General features: G+C 57.2%; 13 protein-coding genes. 5 read left to right on the forward strand and 8 right to left on the reverse strand.

Annotation, left to right across the window (positions count from 1 at the left end):
• Positions 1-23 precede the first annotated feature (23 nt).
• Positions 24-923, forward strand: a complete 900-nt coding sequence (locus tag JET14_RS17245; RefSeq protein ID WP_200338147.1) for an AraC family transcriptional regulator — start codon at positions 24-26, stop codon at positions 921-923.
• A gap of 113 nt (positions 924-1,036) precedes the next feature.
• On the opposite strand, the gene JET14_RS17250 is transcribed toward JET14_RS17245, so the two are convergent.
• The 5 genes from JET14_RS17250 to JET14_RS17270 form a co-directional block, all read right to left on the reverse strand.
• Positions 1,037-2,962, reverse strand: a complete 1,926-nt coding sequence (locus JET14_RS17250) for a TniQ family protein (protein ID WP_200335108.1) — start codon at positions 2,960-2,962, stop codon at positions 1,037-1,039.
• Entirely contained in the window at positions 2,959-3,990 is a 1,032-nt protein-coding gene (locus tag JET14_RS17255) for an ATP-binding protein (protein WP_200335110.1), read from the reverse strand. The genes JET14_RS17250 and JET14_RS17255 overlap by 4 nt, the downstream gene beginning before the upstream one ends.
• Before the next feature lie 4 nt (positions 3,991-3,994).
• Positions 3,995-6,271, reverse strand: coding sequence for a hypothetical protein (locus JET14_RS17260; RefSeq protein ID WP_200335112.1), 2,277 nt, complete (start codon positions 6,269-6,271; stop codon positions 3,995-3,997).
• Positions 6,264-6,869 carry a hypothetical protein gene (locus tag JET14_RS17265; protein WP_200335114.1) on the reverse strand — a complete coding sequence of 202 codons (606 nt, stop codon included), beginning with the start codon at positions 6,867-6,869 and terminating at the stop codon, positions 6,264-6,266. The genes JET14_RS17260 and JET14_RS17265 overlap by 8 nt, the downstream gene beginning before the upstream one ends.
• A 766-nt stretch (positions 6,870-7,635) precedes the next feature.
• Positions 7,636-8,709 carry an AAA family ATPase gene (locus tag JET14_RS17270; protein ID WP_200335116.1) on the reverse strand — a complete coding sequence of 358 codons (1,074 nt, stop codon included), beginning with the start codon at positions 8,707-8,709 and terminating at the stop codon, positions 7,636-7,638.
• A gap of 573 nt (positions 8,710-9,282) precedes the next feature.
• On the opposite strand from JET14_RS17270, the gene JET14_RS17275 reads away from it, so the two are divergent.
• From JET14_RS17275 to JET14_RS17285, 3 genes are read left to right on the forward strand one after another with little or no spacing between them, the layout of a single operon-like run.
• On the forward strand, positions 9,283-9,726 hold the full coding sequence (locus tag JET14_RS17275; RefSeq protein ID WP_246750358.1) for a metallophosphoesterase: 444 nt from the start codon (positions 9,283-9,285) through the stop codon (positions 9,724-9,726).
• Positions 9,727-9,783: 57 nt separating this feature from the next.
• A complete protein-coding gene (locus JET14_RS17280) occupies positions 9,784-11,007 on the forward strand; it encodes an IS256 family transposase (RefSeq protein ID WP_200335118.1) in 1,224 nt (407 codons plus the stop codon).
• A gap of 47 nt (positions 11,008-11,054) precedes the next feature.
• Positions 11,055-12,947 carry a hypothetical protein gene (locus JET14_RS17285; RefSeq protein WP_200335120.1) on the forward strand — a complete coding sequence of 631 codons (1,893 nt, stop codon included), beginning with the start codon at positions 11,055-11,057 and terminating at the stop codon, positions 12,945-12,947.
• 465 nt (positions 12,948-13,412) lie between these two features.
• Here JET14_RS17285 and JET14_RS17290 read toward each other — a convergent pair whose 3' ends face one another.
• Entirely contained in the window at positions 13,413-13,970 is a 558-nt protein-coding gene (locus JET14_RS17290) for an HNH endonuclease (protein ID WP_024708466.1), read from the reverse strand.
• Between the two features lie 116 nt (positions 13,971-14,086).
• Positions 14,087-14,662, reverse strand: coding sequence for a DNA-3-methyladenine glycosylase family protein (locus JET14_RS17295; RefSeq protein WP_246750359.1), 576 nt, complete (start codon positions 14,660-14,662; stop codon positions 14,087-14,089).
• 98 nt (positions 14,663-14,760) lie between these two features.
• Here JET14_RS17295 and gluQRS point away from each other — a divergent pair, with 98 nt between their 5' ends.
• On the forward strand, positions 14,761-15,657 hold the full coding sequence (gluQRS, locus tag JET14_RS17300) for a tRNA glutamyl-Q(34) synthetase GluQRS (protein WP_246750360.1): 897 nt from the start codon (positions 14,761-14,763) through the stop codon (positions 15,655-15,657).
• On the opposite strand, the gene JET14_RS17305 is transcribed toward gluQRS, so the two are convergent.
• Positions 15,622-16,536 carry a YihY/virulence factor BrkB family protein gene (locus JET14_RS17305; protein ID WP_200335122.1) on the reverse strand — a complete coding sequence of 305 codons (915 nt, stop codon included), beginning with the start codon at positions 16,534-16,536 and terminating at the stop codon, positions 15,622-15,624. The genes gluQRS and JET14_RS17305 overlap by 36 nt on opposite strands.
• Positions 16,537-16,575: the final 39 nt, after the last annotated feature.

Genomic DNA, 16,575 nt, shown 5'->3' on the forward strand with positions numbered 1-16,575 from the left:
ATGCGCTCAACCGGGATGATATGATGGAGTTTCCTCCTCAGACCGACATCGACACGGTGGATGAAATTGCCCGTCCGGTGTTCAGCCTGATCACCGAAGCGACCTTCGTCGGCGAAACGGAGCCGCATCGGCATAACAAAGCGCAGTTGATGTACGTCCTCAGTGGCGTGCTGACGGTTCAGGCCGCCGGCGGCATCTGGACGGTTCCGCCACATTGCGCGTTGTGGATACCCGGCGGCGTCTCCCATGCCGGCAAAATGGATGGTCACATCAGGATCGGCAGTCTGTATATCGATCCGGGCCTGGCCGCTCCGCTTGACCAGGACTGCGGCATTCTGTTCATCCAGCCCTTCCTTCGCGAATTGATCCTGCGCTTCGATTTTGAAACTTCGCTGGAAAAAATGGATCATGGGCGCGAGACGCGGCTGATATCGGTACTGCTCGACGAACTGGCCGCAGCACCCCTTGAGCCGATCCATTTGCCGATGCCGAACGATAGAAGGCTCCGGCGGCTGACCGAGGCCATGATCGAAAATCCGGGTCTGCGATTCACCATCGATGAGTGGGGCGCCCGCGTCGGCGCGAGCAACCGGACGCTCAGCCGGCTGTTTCAGCGCGAGACCGGCTTGTCATTCGTTCGCTGGCGGCAGCAATTGCATATCGGTCTGGCGCTTCAGCGCCTCGCGCAAGGCGAACTGGTTACCAACATTGCCAGCGATCTTGGCTATGAAAGCGTCAGCGCATTCATCTCCATGTTCAGGCGGATGCTCGGAACGACCCCTGCGCGCTACTTCGGTGAAGCTGCGTCCGGAGCCGCCGAGCGCGGCGACCGAAAGACGCTCGCCCGCAACGAGGAAATTGGCGCGAATACCGATGCCGCTGTTAAAAGCACCATAAAAAGCACATTTCTGCGCGCTATGTGATTGTTTTTATTGAATCCGAGTATGGCTGCGCTTTTTATAGACATCATCCGATTCACCGGATGAAAGCATCTGATTCACCAAACTCGGCCCTTCGCAGCTTTCTGGTCGAGCGATCATCGATTTGGCCACTCACGTGCAGCGCTTTTTAGCTCCGAGATAGGGAAAGCGGTTTCATCCAGATTATCGATGAGGCGCAATAGGTCCTTTCGCTCGTAGAACCACGCGCCCATCCAAACAGGATCAGCAATCGGAAGGATTCCCGAATCCGCCATCAGTTTCTTGACCTCCACGTGTGAGATGCCAAGCAGCCTGCCGATAGCCGCCGCCTTAATATAGCGCTCTTGAAACTTTTGAAATTCGATGCGTGAAAAACGGAGCTTGCCCTTCCGTTGCCGATATTCAGTCTGGTCAACCTCATGCAACCAGGGGCCGCCATGCTCTGGGGAAGCCAACCGGCGCGGTGTGTAGGTCTGAACCCCTAGTATACGGATCACTTCGCCCGCAGAAATCGTAAAATCCGGGTCAAGTTCCTCTAATACAGCTTTCACCTCATCTTTATTAAAGCGTAGGTGATCAATTCTGCTTACACCCTTTAGGAGCTTTGTATGCCTGAACTCTCCTTTTAATTGAAATTCAAGGATTTGTTCTGTAGATGACCTTCCGCAAGTTACGCCCCACAGCGAGAGATAACCTTCGACCTCGTCATCTATTCCGCCGCAGTTATTGCATATATTCGCGAGGAATTGCTCCAGTTCCTCCTTGACGTAGCCTCCTGCACGGATCCCATGCTGTCCCTCTGTTACAGGAATGATCGGACTGATAAGTCCCGAATGCGCCAATCTTTCTGCCTGCGTTACGCTGCATCCGAGAATCTTTCGGACCTGCCGCAAGCTTACCGCCTCCTGAGTTCTAGCGATCACCTTTTCCGCTGCATCTGCCGGGAATGCCCAGCGGTTGAGAGAGGCACCTTTGGCTGTGGCCGGGAGCATGCCGGCTTTGCGCATCAGCATGGAAATCCTGCTTTTCGATATACCGGTTGCGCTCGCAAGCGAGTTGGCAGAGTGCATCCGCCGCGCTGGTAATGTCTCTCCGAGCACGACCTCACCTGCGTCAAGCGCGAAGTTTTCCACGATAGCGGTCCTGAGGATACTCCGCAGTGGCTCCATGCCGTCGACCATGTTTCGCTTCTTCAGCCACCTGAAGAAATAACCGTATGCCGCTTGAGGGCCTGCGCGGCCGCTACTGCGTCCGGAGTCGGTACAAAGTCGTTTGAACTCTCTCAGAATGGTGTCGGTCCCTGCCGAGTAAGTCTTGAAGCCGATGTCCCCAACACGAGCCCAATCGGAAGGCCCATACTCCTTGATTGGCGCAGTAGGTCCGTCCGCCAAAAGAGCTCCGAGCATTTCGGATGCCTTTACAACACCGGAGACAGTCTGAGTGCCCAGCCAATCTTCGCACTTGTCTGTCGCGGAGAACCGCCTAGAGACGTACTGTTGCAGAAGGCCGGGACTTTTGTCGCCGGGCGTCGCAACGTCGCCGGGCTCAATGTCATTTAGCGCGAGCAGCTGCTCGATATCGAAGAGATCAATGCTATCTACACGGCGGAACTCAACGAGCTGACTTTGGTGCAGCGCACAGCACACAAAGGGTCTCAGCAGCCATTGCCACCGAAACCTTAAAGAGCCCGGGTTCCAGCCTGCCTTTGCATGGTCGTCAGCCAGACACTCAAGACAAACGGTTACCGACCCACGTCGAACAAAAGGACGGTTGAAGATTTCCCCGCGCAACGTGAAATTGCCATCAGGTTTTGCGACCAAAGTGTTATACCGAATATGCTCGGCTTCAACGCCGGACAATGCCGATAGGGCTTGTACGAAATCTTCCGTTCCGTCGCGGATATCCTTTACCCCAATATCCCAGTAGCCGCGAAATTGCGACAAACTGGCGCCAGTATGAAACTGGCCCGTCCGCGCAAGATAGCCTTGCGCGAGCTCGTCGTCATAAAAGGGAAGTTGCGGTTCCAACAGGGGGAGCGTCATTTCTTGCCCCTCCGCTTCCTGCCCCGCGTTTTGGGAGGGCTGCTGCCGTCATCCATGTCTCCGGACAACTGCGTTAAATCTGAAACGGAACTGGAAGTCACCGAGCTTGGTTGATAGTCGGCCCTGAAAGGGTTTTCTGAGTTGAAATGCAGGAATTGAAGATCGAAGACCGCCTCGAAGTCGGCAAGGTCCAGCGAGGAAGCCCCTTGTTCAAGCGCCTGGATTATGGATGTTGCGATCAGGCGCATGCAGCGGCCATAGCTGCCTCGACATCCGTCATAAATCCGATCATGAAAATAGACGTCACGGGTAATGCTGCGCGCAAGCTTCAGCTTGGCACTTTCTGCATATTTGCTTACTGCAAGAGCTATCAGGTCAATGGCCTGTTTCCGCGAAAACGGATCCAGCCGAAAGTCAAGAAGCCGGCCGGCCAGCTCTTCATTTTCCGGCATATCATAAATGAAGTTCCGCAGCTTTTCCGTGCCGATGACGATCAGGCATACGCCGCCACCGTCCTGCAACAGGGTCTTCAGGAACAGATTTACCGGCTCGGACTTGCTTCTCAGAAGGTTGTGGACTTCGTCCAGAACCACAATTTTAACGCCTGCCAGCTTAAGACGATGCATTGCCAGATCATTGGCAGCCGCTCGGGTTAATTTCGGGTTCTTGACTTCGAAGCCGGTGGAGCGGCAAATATCCATATACGCGCTTTTGATGGTCGCATCGGTTCTCAAGCGGCAATAGGCAATTTGCCTGCTGCTAGTTTCGACATCAATCGCCTCGCCGAAAAGCCGTTCCAGAACCTGCTGCACCAAGAAGGTTTTGCCTTCTCGTCCGGGAGCAGTGACCGCAATGCCCATAGATTCATTTTGAAAGCGCTTCGGCTCCGGCAAAAGTTTACCGGTTTCGTCCCTTTTTAGAACGAAGCCGAGCCTCTCGTAGAAGCTATTGTCCCAAGGGCTCATCATGTAGCGCTGGAGGATCCAGTCAGCGGTTACGGGCGCTTTGCTGGTGTGAAGTTCAGCCATTGTTCTACTCCGTTGTTCCAGATTGCCAGTTGGGCTTGGTGCGCCTTCCTGGTTGTTTCCGCGTCGGTTTCCGTTGCGGCTGATCATCCTCAGGCACCACCGCACGTTCTTGTGTCGCGGGACGAACGCGTGCCCCATAAAGGCCATGTGACTGATCGCTGCTGATCTCGGTGCTGGGAGTGACGTAGTACCTGAGGGTCTCCTCTTCCCAGCGGGCGACCTCCTCGGCGGTCAGGGCTTTGCGCGCCACTTTTCGACTGGTAGCGATCTTCTCCTCAAGCATCGCATCGATCCTGCTTTGGGCCCTTTGACGGACCTCGTCGTCCGCAGGATTTCTCTTCAGGTATTCATGGCGGCGCAGAAGGTCCCATTCGTAGACAGAGATCCCGCGCGCGCGCCGGTCCATAACTTCGAGCGGCATCCACTCATTCGGCCGGATTTCGACCTGTATCTGGCTGATATCCTCTTCCCACCAGCGGATCCTGAAATCGCGATTGGGCTTCCGCAGGTACTCCTTCATGAAATCCTTCGAGGAATAGTCTGCATGCATGACCCGGATGCCGGTTTGCCGTGCTTTCCGCTTTAGTGTCGTGCCGAAAACATGAGTCATGGTTTTCAGGTCAGGGACCGGGCGGCATCCCTTCCCGAAAGCCATTTCATGCCGCCACAAATCGTTCGGCGTTAACCCGTCGCGACCAAAGTTGCTGCTGTTATGGTAGATGTCGACCACCCAAATTGTGATTACCTGGATCAGGTCATCCAGGGTCAGAATAGCCTCAGCTTCGGCATCGTAATCGCCGCGCTTGACCGTGTCGGAGAAAGCCTTGCCGGGGATTTTGGCGAGCAGCGTTTCGTGCAGAGTGCGGAATACACGCTCCATCAAACCGCGAATGAAGGCCTTTGCCTTGGGTGCGGTCATGTTTTCGATACGCAATGACGCGCACAACATATCAGTGCTACACGCTACGTAGGCACTTCCGGCATCGTGCAGAATCTTTTCTGGACGAAGCAGGTGATCCCAAGCACCTTCAGCCCCGCAAGCAGCCGCAATCTTCGTCTTGTCCATCAACGACATCATGATGGTGCGTTTGGCGAGATCGGGATCCGCCGTGGCGCGGATCTGTAGCCCCAGAATGCAGCCCGTATAGGCATCAATCATGATAGACACGACCACACGCAGGGGTTTGCTGCCGTCAATGCCGAGTTCCGCGACCTTTTGCTCGCCCAACCAATATATGAGGAATGCAAACGGAATAATCGCGAAGACATCCGCCGTGTATTCATCGATCATGGTGATCTGGCCGGCGCGTTCGACCTGCATGCCTAAACCAACTGAAAGGCAATTGCTTAGCAGCCAGTCTGGGCCACGACCTCGAAGCATTGCCTCCAGCGGCGCGAGTGATGCAACCCATTTACTGACAGTACCGACCGATGGGGGACGTAACTTCTGCAACGCCTCCCACTCTGCCTCGGAAATATCCTCTCCCTCGGCCTCACGCCGAGATAGAGCATCTTCCTGATCTTGCCTTTCTTGCTTGACGGCGTCTGATATGCCGCTGTGAACCGCCGCAATGGGAATTTGCTCAAGCGTAACCAGCTCATCAATCTTCTGCCTGACGATGCGAGCGACAACAGGATGAAGCTTGCACAGTCTGTTTCCCGACAAATAACGATTGTCAGCAAGGCCGGAAAAGCCCTGGCCACGAAGCTTCTTGTCCCATTCGAGCAATGTCTGGGCGGTTGTCGAGTATTGCGGTGTCTTTCGGCGGCGAAACGGATGGCGCCTGCGGCCGTCGACCTTGGCGTTAAGCTCATCGATACGATGCGGCAACCGCGTCAGAATCTCCGCTTCGATCTTGCGAATTTCGCGTCTGGTCTTCGTGATTATGCCCTTCTCATCGCAGATTTCGCGCATGAGCGTCACGCTGGCGTACCGCAGGATTAGGTCTTGCGCCGGCCGTTCCGCCAGCGATGCCACAAGCTCAGGCTTGAACCTCTGAGAATGGTCGATAAAGACATGGTCGTCCTCATCGATCTCCAGAGTCCCATCGAGGAGCCCGCCATACAGTTCGGAATGCGGCAGGAATTTTCTGCCGACAAATTCGATATCAGGACGCGTTCCGCGTAATGTTTCCGGGACGTTCCGCGCTTCCGGGTCAGGGAGAAATTCAACCAGGTAGCCGGTGTTTGCAGCACGGAGAAATTTGATCTTCCTGTGCCCGAACCGTCCGAGCGTGCCGGACTCAAAGCGAAAGACGGTTCCGTTCTGTGGGTCACTCATCTCCGACACCTCCTGTCACTACAGAGGTATCGAGCGTGATCTTTTCCTTCTTGATTTGCTTGAGTTGCCCCGAGTGAAGGCGCCGAACCAACGCTCGAAACCCACGTGGCCCCCGGTCAATCTCACGGACCAGGTCACGCATAGTGCGGGGCGCCGTCATATTCAGGATGACGTCCAGGGCAATTTCGTCGACCTCAGGCTCATCATCCCGGCAGCCGCGCATGAGATCTGCATTGTGAAGGTCGATCGGATCACGAGCATATTCGGTGACGAGATAGAGTTCATCGATGATGCCCCGTCGCTTGGCCTCGGCACAAACCTGGGAAATCTCATATTCGAAATCCGGGCGCACCCGGCGGTACGGCTTGTCCGTAAATCCCAGGCGCCGCCCGTCCCTCTTGATCGCGACATGGTCGAGGAAATGGGAATGCGTCTTCCCTTTCCTGTCTTGCCAGGCGATCGGGCCTACCTGCTCGAGCACATCAACCGTATCCGGATCTGCGAGCATGAGCAGTCGTGTGCGGTATTCCCCCAGACTGCCGCAGCGGGTAATCCGCCCGGGGTCCGCATCGCTGTCATTGATAACCAGTCCAACCACGAAATGTCCGTGAGATGCGGAGGGGATCGGTTTGCATGCGCGTGATGGTCGCGGTTCATTCCATTCGTATGTCGTTGTCATTTTTCAAGCCAAAGCTTCCCTGCTCGAAGGCGCACTTCGAGTGATAAACGTTGACCGGTGGGCGGAAATCGACTAGAAAGATATTGGAAACGATTGGTCGGCCCAGCCGGCTATTTAGATCGGGCCCGGATATTGGCGTATCCGGGCTTTTTCTATTCTTCCTACATGGCAGCCCCCATTTCCCAAGGGGAAATACCCTCGTTCGTTGCGGAACGAGCGCCCCAAAGGTCTCGGAAAACACTGCCAATGCGCACGACTGCCTGCGAGAGGCAGATGTACGGGACACGGCTGGTCAATCGTCTATTAGGATAGTTTCGGGACATCGTTACCTATAAAGCTAGCACGACAGCCAAGTTGCCTTGACAGTCTGGAACCCTCGCGTTCTGATTGCACGTATCTAGCGAAAGTTGTGGCGGCTTTTCAGGTGGTGCCCAATAACATAATGATGGTGTCCCCCACTAGGACCAATAATGAAACGTCCTAGCTTCGTGGAGCCGTGCAAGCTCCGTGACGGCAGCAATCTTACTAAGTGATTGATTTCGAGTCGAATCATTTTTGAATTTTTCTCGTTAGTTGCGATCTGAGTTGAGTTTTCGTGGCCAACCGGCAGGCAGCAAGTTGCAGGAATGTCCCTAAAAACCTGACCGACTTCCATTTCAGACGGCCCCTTTGCCGTCGTACGTCATCAATGCAGCATCGGCTGGTTTTCCAGCCTATCTGCTCGTTCAAGCATTCGGATGACTGACCTGAGGCTCAGCGCCGGTTTTCTGCCGGCAAACCTCTCGATGACTTCGGTGATGATCTCGATCGAATTCTCCGACAGTCCACGCCGCCGCCCTTCCTGTCTGGCGAAGGCGGTGAGAGCTGGCGTGCCGAGCTCAGTCAGGTTGATTGTAACGAGCCGGCTTAACAGCGGCTCCGACACCCCGTCGAGGCTGTTGGCCGTCAGGATCCAGCCAATCCAGCGCATGTCGAAACGGAGTTGATAGAAGCCGCACTCCCATCGTCGCGATGTTTCCGGCTCCAACAAGGGCAGCAGACTGTCAGCAATGCTGTGCCGCTCTCCCCGGGTGGATACGGCCGCAGTCGCCTTCTCAATCTCATCCAGGACCACGATTGGGTTGGCGACCAGGTGCCTTATGATTGTCGCAACCGGCTTGCCGGCATGAGCGGAACTCCAGCCGCGCTGCACGCCGCCAACGGAAAACGAGGACTGTTCCACGGTGGCATCGATCGTGCGCAGCGGCACATCGAGAGCGGCACTGGTCCGGCGTGCCCAGGTGCTCTTGCCGATCCCAGGCGGGCCGACCAGCAACATCGGTGGAAGCCGGAAACCAGGATCACCCCGGCGGACTTGCGTTCGCATTGCGTGCCAGACGTGCTCTGTAGCAGGGGCCAACCACGGCATTTCCGTATGCAGTGCGGATGCTATCTCGTCGGCCTGTGTTTCGGTTTCGATGCGGCGCAATTCAACACCGCTCGAAAGCATTTCGATCTGCTGTCGGTCATCGGTCTTGAGATGCGAAAATCCGGAAGCTCTGTGGCGGTTCTGTTCAAGTCGGTTGACGCGGCGCCTGATGCGCGCATGATCTTCGCGGGTGACTGTATCAGTGCCTCTCTCCCAGTCTTCCTTTTCCCGTTCTTCCGGCGAGAGCTTTGCCTTCCGAAGCTTTCGAAGGTGCTCTTCGATACGACGTGTGACCTCGATGGTATTGAGGGGCTCGAAGAACCGGGCTTCGACAAAGGGTATGCGGGTCATGGGTACTCAAACTGACGGTGCTAGGCGGGACGAATATTGAGGAGCAGTGATGTGGAGGGCGGATATTCGGGGCCAGGGGGTGGCCACCTTCAAACAGGAGGCGGAGATAGCACCAATATCGATCGCTTTGAAAGTCCTGATTTGTCCACATAAATAATTGAATACGTTCAGTTAATGCGAAAAATGAAACGTCGTTTTGGCGACAACCAAAGACCCTGCCGACGTGCATGTGAAACAGCCGTTCGAATGTTCGAAACGGGTTCGAAAATTCTCATCGCATGGTCGGCCGCAAGCCCTGAAAGAGCGGCCATCTGAGGTTTTCGCATTTTGTCTGATTGGTCGACCGGCCGGACGATGCCGTCGCCGCAATACTGAGAAGCAGTGCGAAAACCAGAATGCCATTCGCATCGTCAGCGGCCGTTTGAAGCCCGCGGCGGAGGTCGCTCAAACCAGGTTCCGTAAACCGTGGTTAACGGGACGTTGACCGTCATTGGTTTCGGTGTGACATGCAGTTGGAATGATCTGCCTGCCTATCCGCTCCATCTCGCTTCTCGCCCTGCAAATGTGAACATCATGCCCGTTCTGATCACCGCCGACCTACATCTCGACCAATGGCTTGGAGAAGGGCGCGATCCCTTCGCCGCGCTGCCTCCTGAAACCTCCGGCGCATTGGATGCACTGATCATCGCAGGAGATCTGGCGGACAAGCCGAAGACCAGATGGCCAAGAATGCTCCGGCATCTCGGGCGTCATATCGACCCGGCACGTATTCACGTGTTCCCAGGAAACCACGACTATTACCACCACGTCATTGATGGCGATGACCGCCTTGCCGAATTGACAGCTCAGGCTGGCGCCAACTTTGTTCAGAAAGCAGCAATCACGATCGGCAATACGCGGTTCCTGTGTTGCACGCTCTGGACTGACTTCGCGCTTCACGGCGCGCCTGCGGCTGCCATGGCGTTCGCCAGAACACGGATGAATGATTACCGCTATATCCGTAAACCTCCCCGGTAGGGACTGTCCTGATTTTTGTGCTCTGGCGTGGTAACTGCTCTTTGAGGAGACCCACGTATGAGCATCGACAAAGAACTCTTGGACCGCCTGATGCAAGGGCGCTCGCCCGGTGATCTTTTCGGCAAGGACGGTATCCTGTCCGAACTGACAAAAGCGCTGGCCGAACGCGCCCTGAGCACCGAGATGGACGTCCATCTTGATGAGGAACGGGCTGAGGCTGTGCCCGAAGGCCATAACCAGTCGGCAAACCGTCGCAATGGCTCCAGCAGCAAGACGGTGACCACCGACAGCGGCAAGGTGGTCCTCGACATTCCTCGTGACCGCAACGGCACCTTCGATCCGGTGCTGATCGCCAAATACCAGCGCCGCTTTCCCGATTTCGACCGCAAGATCATCTCGATGTATGCCCGGGGCATGACAACGCGCGAGATCCAGGGGCATATCGAGGAAATCTACGGCGTCGAGGCCTCGCCCGGCCTGATTTCCGCGATCACCGACAGCGTGATGGATGAGGTCACGGCATGGCAGAACCGCCCTCTGGAGCCCTGCTATCCGATCGTCTTCATGGACGCGATCCGGGTCAATATCCGCAGCGACGGCGTGGTCTCCAACAAGGCGGTGTTCGTGGCGCTGGCCATTCTGCCGGACGGCACGCGCGACGTGCTGGGCCTGTGGTTCCAGGCCAATGAAGGCGCCAAGTTCTGGGCCAGCGTGCTGGGCGACCTGCGCAATCGCGGTGTCCAGGACATCCTGATCGCCGTCGTCGATGGTCTCAAAGGCTTTCCGCAGGCCATCGAGGCCGCCTTCCCGAGAACACAGGTTCAGACCTGCATCGTCCATCTCCTGCGCCATTCCATGAACTTCGCCAGCTACAAGGACCGCAAGGCCGTCGCCAAGGCGCTCAAGACGGTTTACACCGCCGTCAATGTCGAGGCGGCGGAAGAAGCGCTGGCGACGTTCGAGGACAGCGATCTCGCCAAGCGTTATCCGGCGATCGTGCCGAGTTGGCGAAAGGCCTGGAACGAGGTCATCCCGTTTCTCGACTATCCGCCAGAGGTGCGCAGGCTGATCTACACGACGAATTCCATTGAGGCTCTGAATTCGAAAATCCGCCGCGCCGTCAGAACCCGCGGCCATTTCCCGAGCGATGAGGCAGCGGCCAAGTTGATCTATCTGGCCCTCAATGCTACCTCAACCGAGTGGAAGCGTTCAGTGCGAGAATGGCACGCCGTCAAAAGCCAGCTCGCAATCATGTTCGAAGAACGTTTTCCTATGTCCTGAAACAGCGCCAGGGCACAAAATTCTAGACAGTCTCGAACCTGGAGGAAATGGACAACCTTTTCGCTGGCTTCGGCGAGAGGGCGGACTTGGCTCGCTTCCTGGTTCTGGAAGGGCACCTGGATGACACTTACTACCAGTACACGTCGCTCTTCCATTCTGGTCGCCTGTCTCCGAACGACAACAAGTTCCTTATCCATATCCGCGGTTTCAGAAATCCTGAGCCCAATTTTCAGATAGACAACCCGCGAGAGGTCATAGCAGCTATGCGCGACGAAGACTTCAGTCGGAACTATGTCTTAAACATCAAGATCGTAGACGGCTTACTCGCTGACCCGTCGTCATATGCGAAGCAGATATCCAGACTGCAGAACTACATCGCTTCCGATTTCGAAGGCTGTGAGCAATTTTTGTCAGCATATTATACCCATGGGGTGGCGGTCGCAAAATTGATAGCTGGGCTTAGTCGGACTTGGCCGGACTTCATCGTCACCGCACTCGCAAGTTCTGCGAACTTGACCCATATAGCGCGCATTATCGGCCATTCGACAAACGTCGAGCTGAAGTCGCTCGCCAGCAAGCATCCTGCATTGGCCGCCTTCGTTGCGCAGAACCTGGCCGCAATCCTTGAGCAAGGGGGCGACATCCCTCCTGAACGTCTGACAATGCTCGAAATGGAGACAGTCGACCTCTTTGCCGTTGAAGCATATCCAGGGATCGTGCGGGCCCTGTTCGACGGTGGGTACTACGAAATCTCGATCAACAACATAAACTTCATCCTCCGGACTTTCCTCCAAATCGAAGACGAAGGCGGGCCGGCTGAACAGAACTACACGTTAATCTTGGAATCGGGCAGCGAACCACTGTTGAAGAAGATTGATGGTCAGTTCGACGAATACCTTGAGAACGTCCTTCTCCAACTGCCTGAAAATCGACGCGAGAGCGTCGAGGCAATGCGTCGCGTCGTTACCCGGGAGGATCTCGAACTCGAGCCGCTGGTGAGTTTCTTGGAGCAGCAGTCAACCTCGCTACCGAGCCTGGATGACGTTCCCGACAAGCTTCACGTTACGCTTTTTGAGATCGGCAAGATCGACCCCACTTGGGAGAACTGCCTAGCCTTCCAGAGGGGCGAAAGCTACAACGCAGATGCGCTGACCGACTTTCTCAACGGCGACGCGACGATCGCGGCGCTTCGTGGACACCCGATGCCGGACGAACCAGAGGCCCGCTCGATTCGCGAGTTCGTCTTCGAGAACGATACCCTGAGCGATGACGCCTATGACGCTTACGTGCAGTCGCTGCAATACAAGTCCGAGGTTTTCCCGAAGTCTGTTGGCGCAGGGAAGATGAAAACTCTGGTTAACCGAGAACTGGTGGTCTTTTCCGCCGAGACTTTGTCCCGACTAGCAGACAGCCCCGCTCTGGGTGTAGCCTTCGTTAAGAACAACATAGACGAATTTCTAGAGGTGCAGGACGAATGCGACCTGGACGATGATTTCATGCAGAAGCTGCTGGAGGCCGACATCGGCGACGGGAACCGGCTCAGAATTCTGGCAACGATGGACATTGGCATCTTCACGAGCTTACGCGCCCGAGCTGCACTCGTCGGCGAAATACTGGTGCGCACGGGAACCAAGATCGACAACCTAGACGCCGATGCCGTACGTGCTGTGATATTGGGCTCCCGCCCCGCCGCAACTCAAATCTCGCTGCTGAACCGGTTCCACATGATGTTCGACGTCGAGCAAGTGCAGGACATCCTGCAGTCAATGCCCTCACCGCTTCCTGAGATCAAACCGGGTTGGGGCGCGCCGAGACTTGCGAACACACAGGTAAACGTCGATTTCGTAACATGGTTGAAGTCACGGAAAATCATATCGTCTTGGAGCAAGGTCAAGGGCGTCTTCGGCGACGGTATTCGGATCTATCTGTTCAGGAAATAGGCTGCAGACAAACAGGCCTGCGGGGCCTCACGTCGTGGAGTTCCAAGACTCAACTGCCGAGCGGCGAGGATCGCATCCCGGCGGAGTAGCTGGCGCACTGCAATTGCTCCTCGGATTCTCCAAAAAAGTGGAGGGAAGGCAGGCCCCAAGCAACCTCTCCTCCAATTGCAATCCTCGGCGTATGCCACCGTCCGGTGAGTCCGATGCTTCACATCTGAACCAAAACCCGCCTTTTTGTGACTTTTATGGGTGCATTTACAGCCGCCGAGGCAGTACCAGCGAATGTCATCGCGCTGAAGCGACCATAAGCATTCCACCCTGCGACCTGAGCGGCAAAGTTTCCTCCAATTGCAACGCTCAGCATATGCCACCCGTCCGGTGAATCCGATGCTTCACATCGGAACCAAAACCCGCCTTTTTGTGACTTTTATGGGTGCATTTACAACAATTCGTCGACCCGCCCGCCTACGGTTCCAGCTCGCTGTCCCAGTAGAGATAGTCGAGCCAGCTTTCGTGCAGATAGTTCGGCGGAAACAGGCGGCCGTTGTTGTGCAGGTCCTGGACCGTCGGCTGGAACGGTTTCTGGTGGGGGATCATGCCGGCCTGCTTGGGCAGGCGCGAGCCTTTCTTCAGGTTGCAGGGCGAGCAGGCGGCGACGACGTTTTCCCAGGTGGTCTGGCCGCCGCGACAGCGCGGGATCACATGGTCGAAGGTCAGCTCGTCGCGGGTGCCGCAATACTGGCACTGAAACCGGTCGCGCAGGAACACGTTGAAGCGGGTAAAGGCCGGGTTGCGCGAAGGTTTGATATAGGTTTTCAGGCAGACCACGCTCGGCAGGCGCATGGAAAAGCTTGGCGAGGACACCGCCTGATCATATTCGGCAATGATGTTCACGCGGTCGAGAAAGACGGCCTTGATCGCGTCCTGCCACGACCACAGCGACAAGGGGTAATAGCTCAGGGGCCTGTAGTCGGCGTTCAGAACAAGCGCCGGCAAGGCCTGAGGCGAGACTGCAATCGTCAAGTTGCTCTCCTGATCGATTCGGCATCCTTCTCCTGTATATTAGGCTTGTTGTTACAGCATTGTGAAGCCTGATAAATCGAGGCGTCGAATGCAGTGGGTAAATGACAGGTAATTCTTTATCCCACCGGAAGAACGTCTTTTTTCATGACGCGGGCGTAATAGGCCCAGAGGATTCGGGCTGCCACGGCGCGGCAGGGACGCCAGTCCTCGGCAAGCGTCCTCAGCGCGTCGATGTCGGGCCTGCGACCAAGCGAGAAGGCCTGCGCGGCAGCGGCGCGCAACGCCAGATCGCCGGCCGGAAAGATGTCGATATGTCCGGCGGAGAACATCAGATAGACCTCCGCCGTCCACGGCCCGATGCCGCGATGGACCGTGAGCGCGGCAATGGCCTCCTCGCTCGGCATGTCGGCAACGCGCGCAAGGTCGAGACGGCCGTCAAGGATGGCCAGAGCAATCGCCTCAAGGCTTGCCTGCTTGGCGCGGGTGAGGCCGAGGCCCGCGCGCGTTTCGGGTAAGAGCGCAAGAAAGGTCTCCGGCGTCAGCGGATGACAGGCCGTCTTGATGCGGGCGAAGATGGAGGCCGCCGCCTGTTTGGAAATCAGCTGGCCGGTGACCACCTCCGCAAGCCCCTCGAAACCGCCGGGCCGCAGCCTGAGCGGGATTTCGCCGCTTTGTGCCGCGATGCTTGCCATTGCCGGCGCGCTTTCGCATAACCGGACCACGGCGCGATCAAGATCGGCTCTGTTGCTGATGCGCTGAATCGACCCTATCCCTTCTCAAGAAGTCCTCAATGGTGAAACGTCATCGCATGAACCAGAACCACGATCGACCCGTTTTCCGCTTTGCGCCGAGCCCGAACGGCCGATTGCACCTGGGTCACGCGCTCTCGGCGCTCGAAAACGAGCGGCAGGCGAGAGAGACGGGCGGCAGGCTGCTGCTGAGGATCGAGGATATCGACCGCGCCCGCTGTACGCCGGACCTCGAAAGGGGCGTGATCGAGGACCTTCGCTGGCTCGGCATCGGCTTTGACGGACCGGTCTTCCGTCAGTCCGAGCATTTCACCGAATACCAGAACATGCTGCAAGTGCTAATCGACCGCAACCTCGTCTATCCGGCCTTCATGACGCGCGGCGAGGTGAAACGGCTGGTCGGCGAAAGCGAGGCTTCGGGAACCGTCTGGCCGCGCGATCCCGATGGCGCGCCGCTTTATCCCGACCGCGACCGCAGGCGCCCTCCAGAAGAAAGGCGGGACATGCTGGCCTCGGGCATGCGCCATGCGTACCGCCTCGACATGGAAGAAGCCCTCAACATGCTGGAGGCGCCGCTTTTCTGGATGGAGGAGACGGCGGACGGCATTGTCGAAGTACCGGCCGATCCTTCTGCCTGGGGCGATATCGTGCTGTCGCGCTCGGATGCGCCGTCGAGCTATCACCTTTCCGTCGTCACCGATGATGCCGCCCAGGGCGTAACCCATGTGGTGCGCGGCATGGACCTCTATCACGCCACCGCCGTCCACCGGTTGCTGCAGGCGCTTCTCGGCCTGCCCGCTCCCATCTACCGCCACCATCGGCTGATGCTCGATGAGGACGGGCGCAAGCTTTCGAAATCGAACGGCGACACAGCGCTCTGCGAACTGCGCGCAAACGGCGTCTCACCGGCCGATATTCGGGTCATGTGCGGTTTCTGAATGCTTCGCCTTGCGGGCGTGATGCCGGCTCCAGGGCGCGTGCTTGATGACCTTGTATTTCAAGAGCGCCGCGTTCACCTCCGCGCCCAGAAGCAGGATCACGCCGATCGAATAGAGGAAGACCAGCAGGATCATCGGCGTTGCGAGACCGGCATAGGTCGCGCTGTACTGGGCGAAGGTGCCGAGATAATAGGCAAAGCCGGACGCGAAGATCGACCAGACGACCAGCGTCAGGATGACGCCGGGCAGGACGTCGACAAGCCGCCTTCTGCCGGCCGCCAGGAAAAGATGGGCAATCACCAGCCCAAACATCAGGAGCAGGAATGTGCCGAGCAGGCGGGCGTTGGAAAGAAGGTTGAGCGCGTCCTCGAGCCAGGGGAACCAGCGCTCGGCGAAATGCAGCGCGATCGGCACCACCACGAACATGATGCTCAAGAAGGCGAAGATGATCGACGCCAGAAACACGAAGCCGAGGCTCCTGATGCGCAGCCACCACCAGCTGCGCGTTTCCTCGACGCGATAGGCGCGGTTGAGCGAAAGACGGACCGCCTCGACGCCGTTCGAAGCAAAATAGGCCGCCGCCAGAACCGAGACCGTCAGAAGCCCGCCGCGCGGCACGGTCAGCACCTCGCGAATCTGGTTTGACACCGGCTCGGCGATTGCCTCCGGCCAGGCGCCGACAATGAAATTGATCGCCACATTGGCAAATTCGTCGGCGCCGAGAAAGCCGGCAAGCGTCGTGCCGAAGATCAGAAAGGGGAACAGCGCCAGCAGCGTTGACAGCGCCACATGGCTTGCCATCGCCCACCCGTCATCCTCGCTGAAGTGGTAGAGCGCGTCATAGGCAACCTTCCACGTCATCCGGATCGCTGTCTTCATTCTGGCTCCCAATGGCGGTTCGTCTGCATTTGTGGCGCT

The sequence above is a fragment of the Martelella lutilitoris genome, from assembly GCF_016598595.1.
In the GTDB taxonomy this organism is placed as follows: Bacteria; Pseudomonadota; Alphaproteobacteria; order Rhizobiales; family Rhizobiaceae; genus Martelella; species Martelella lutilitoris_A.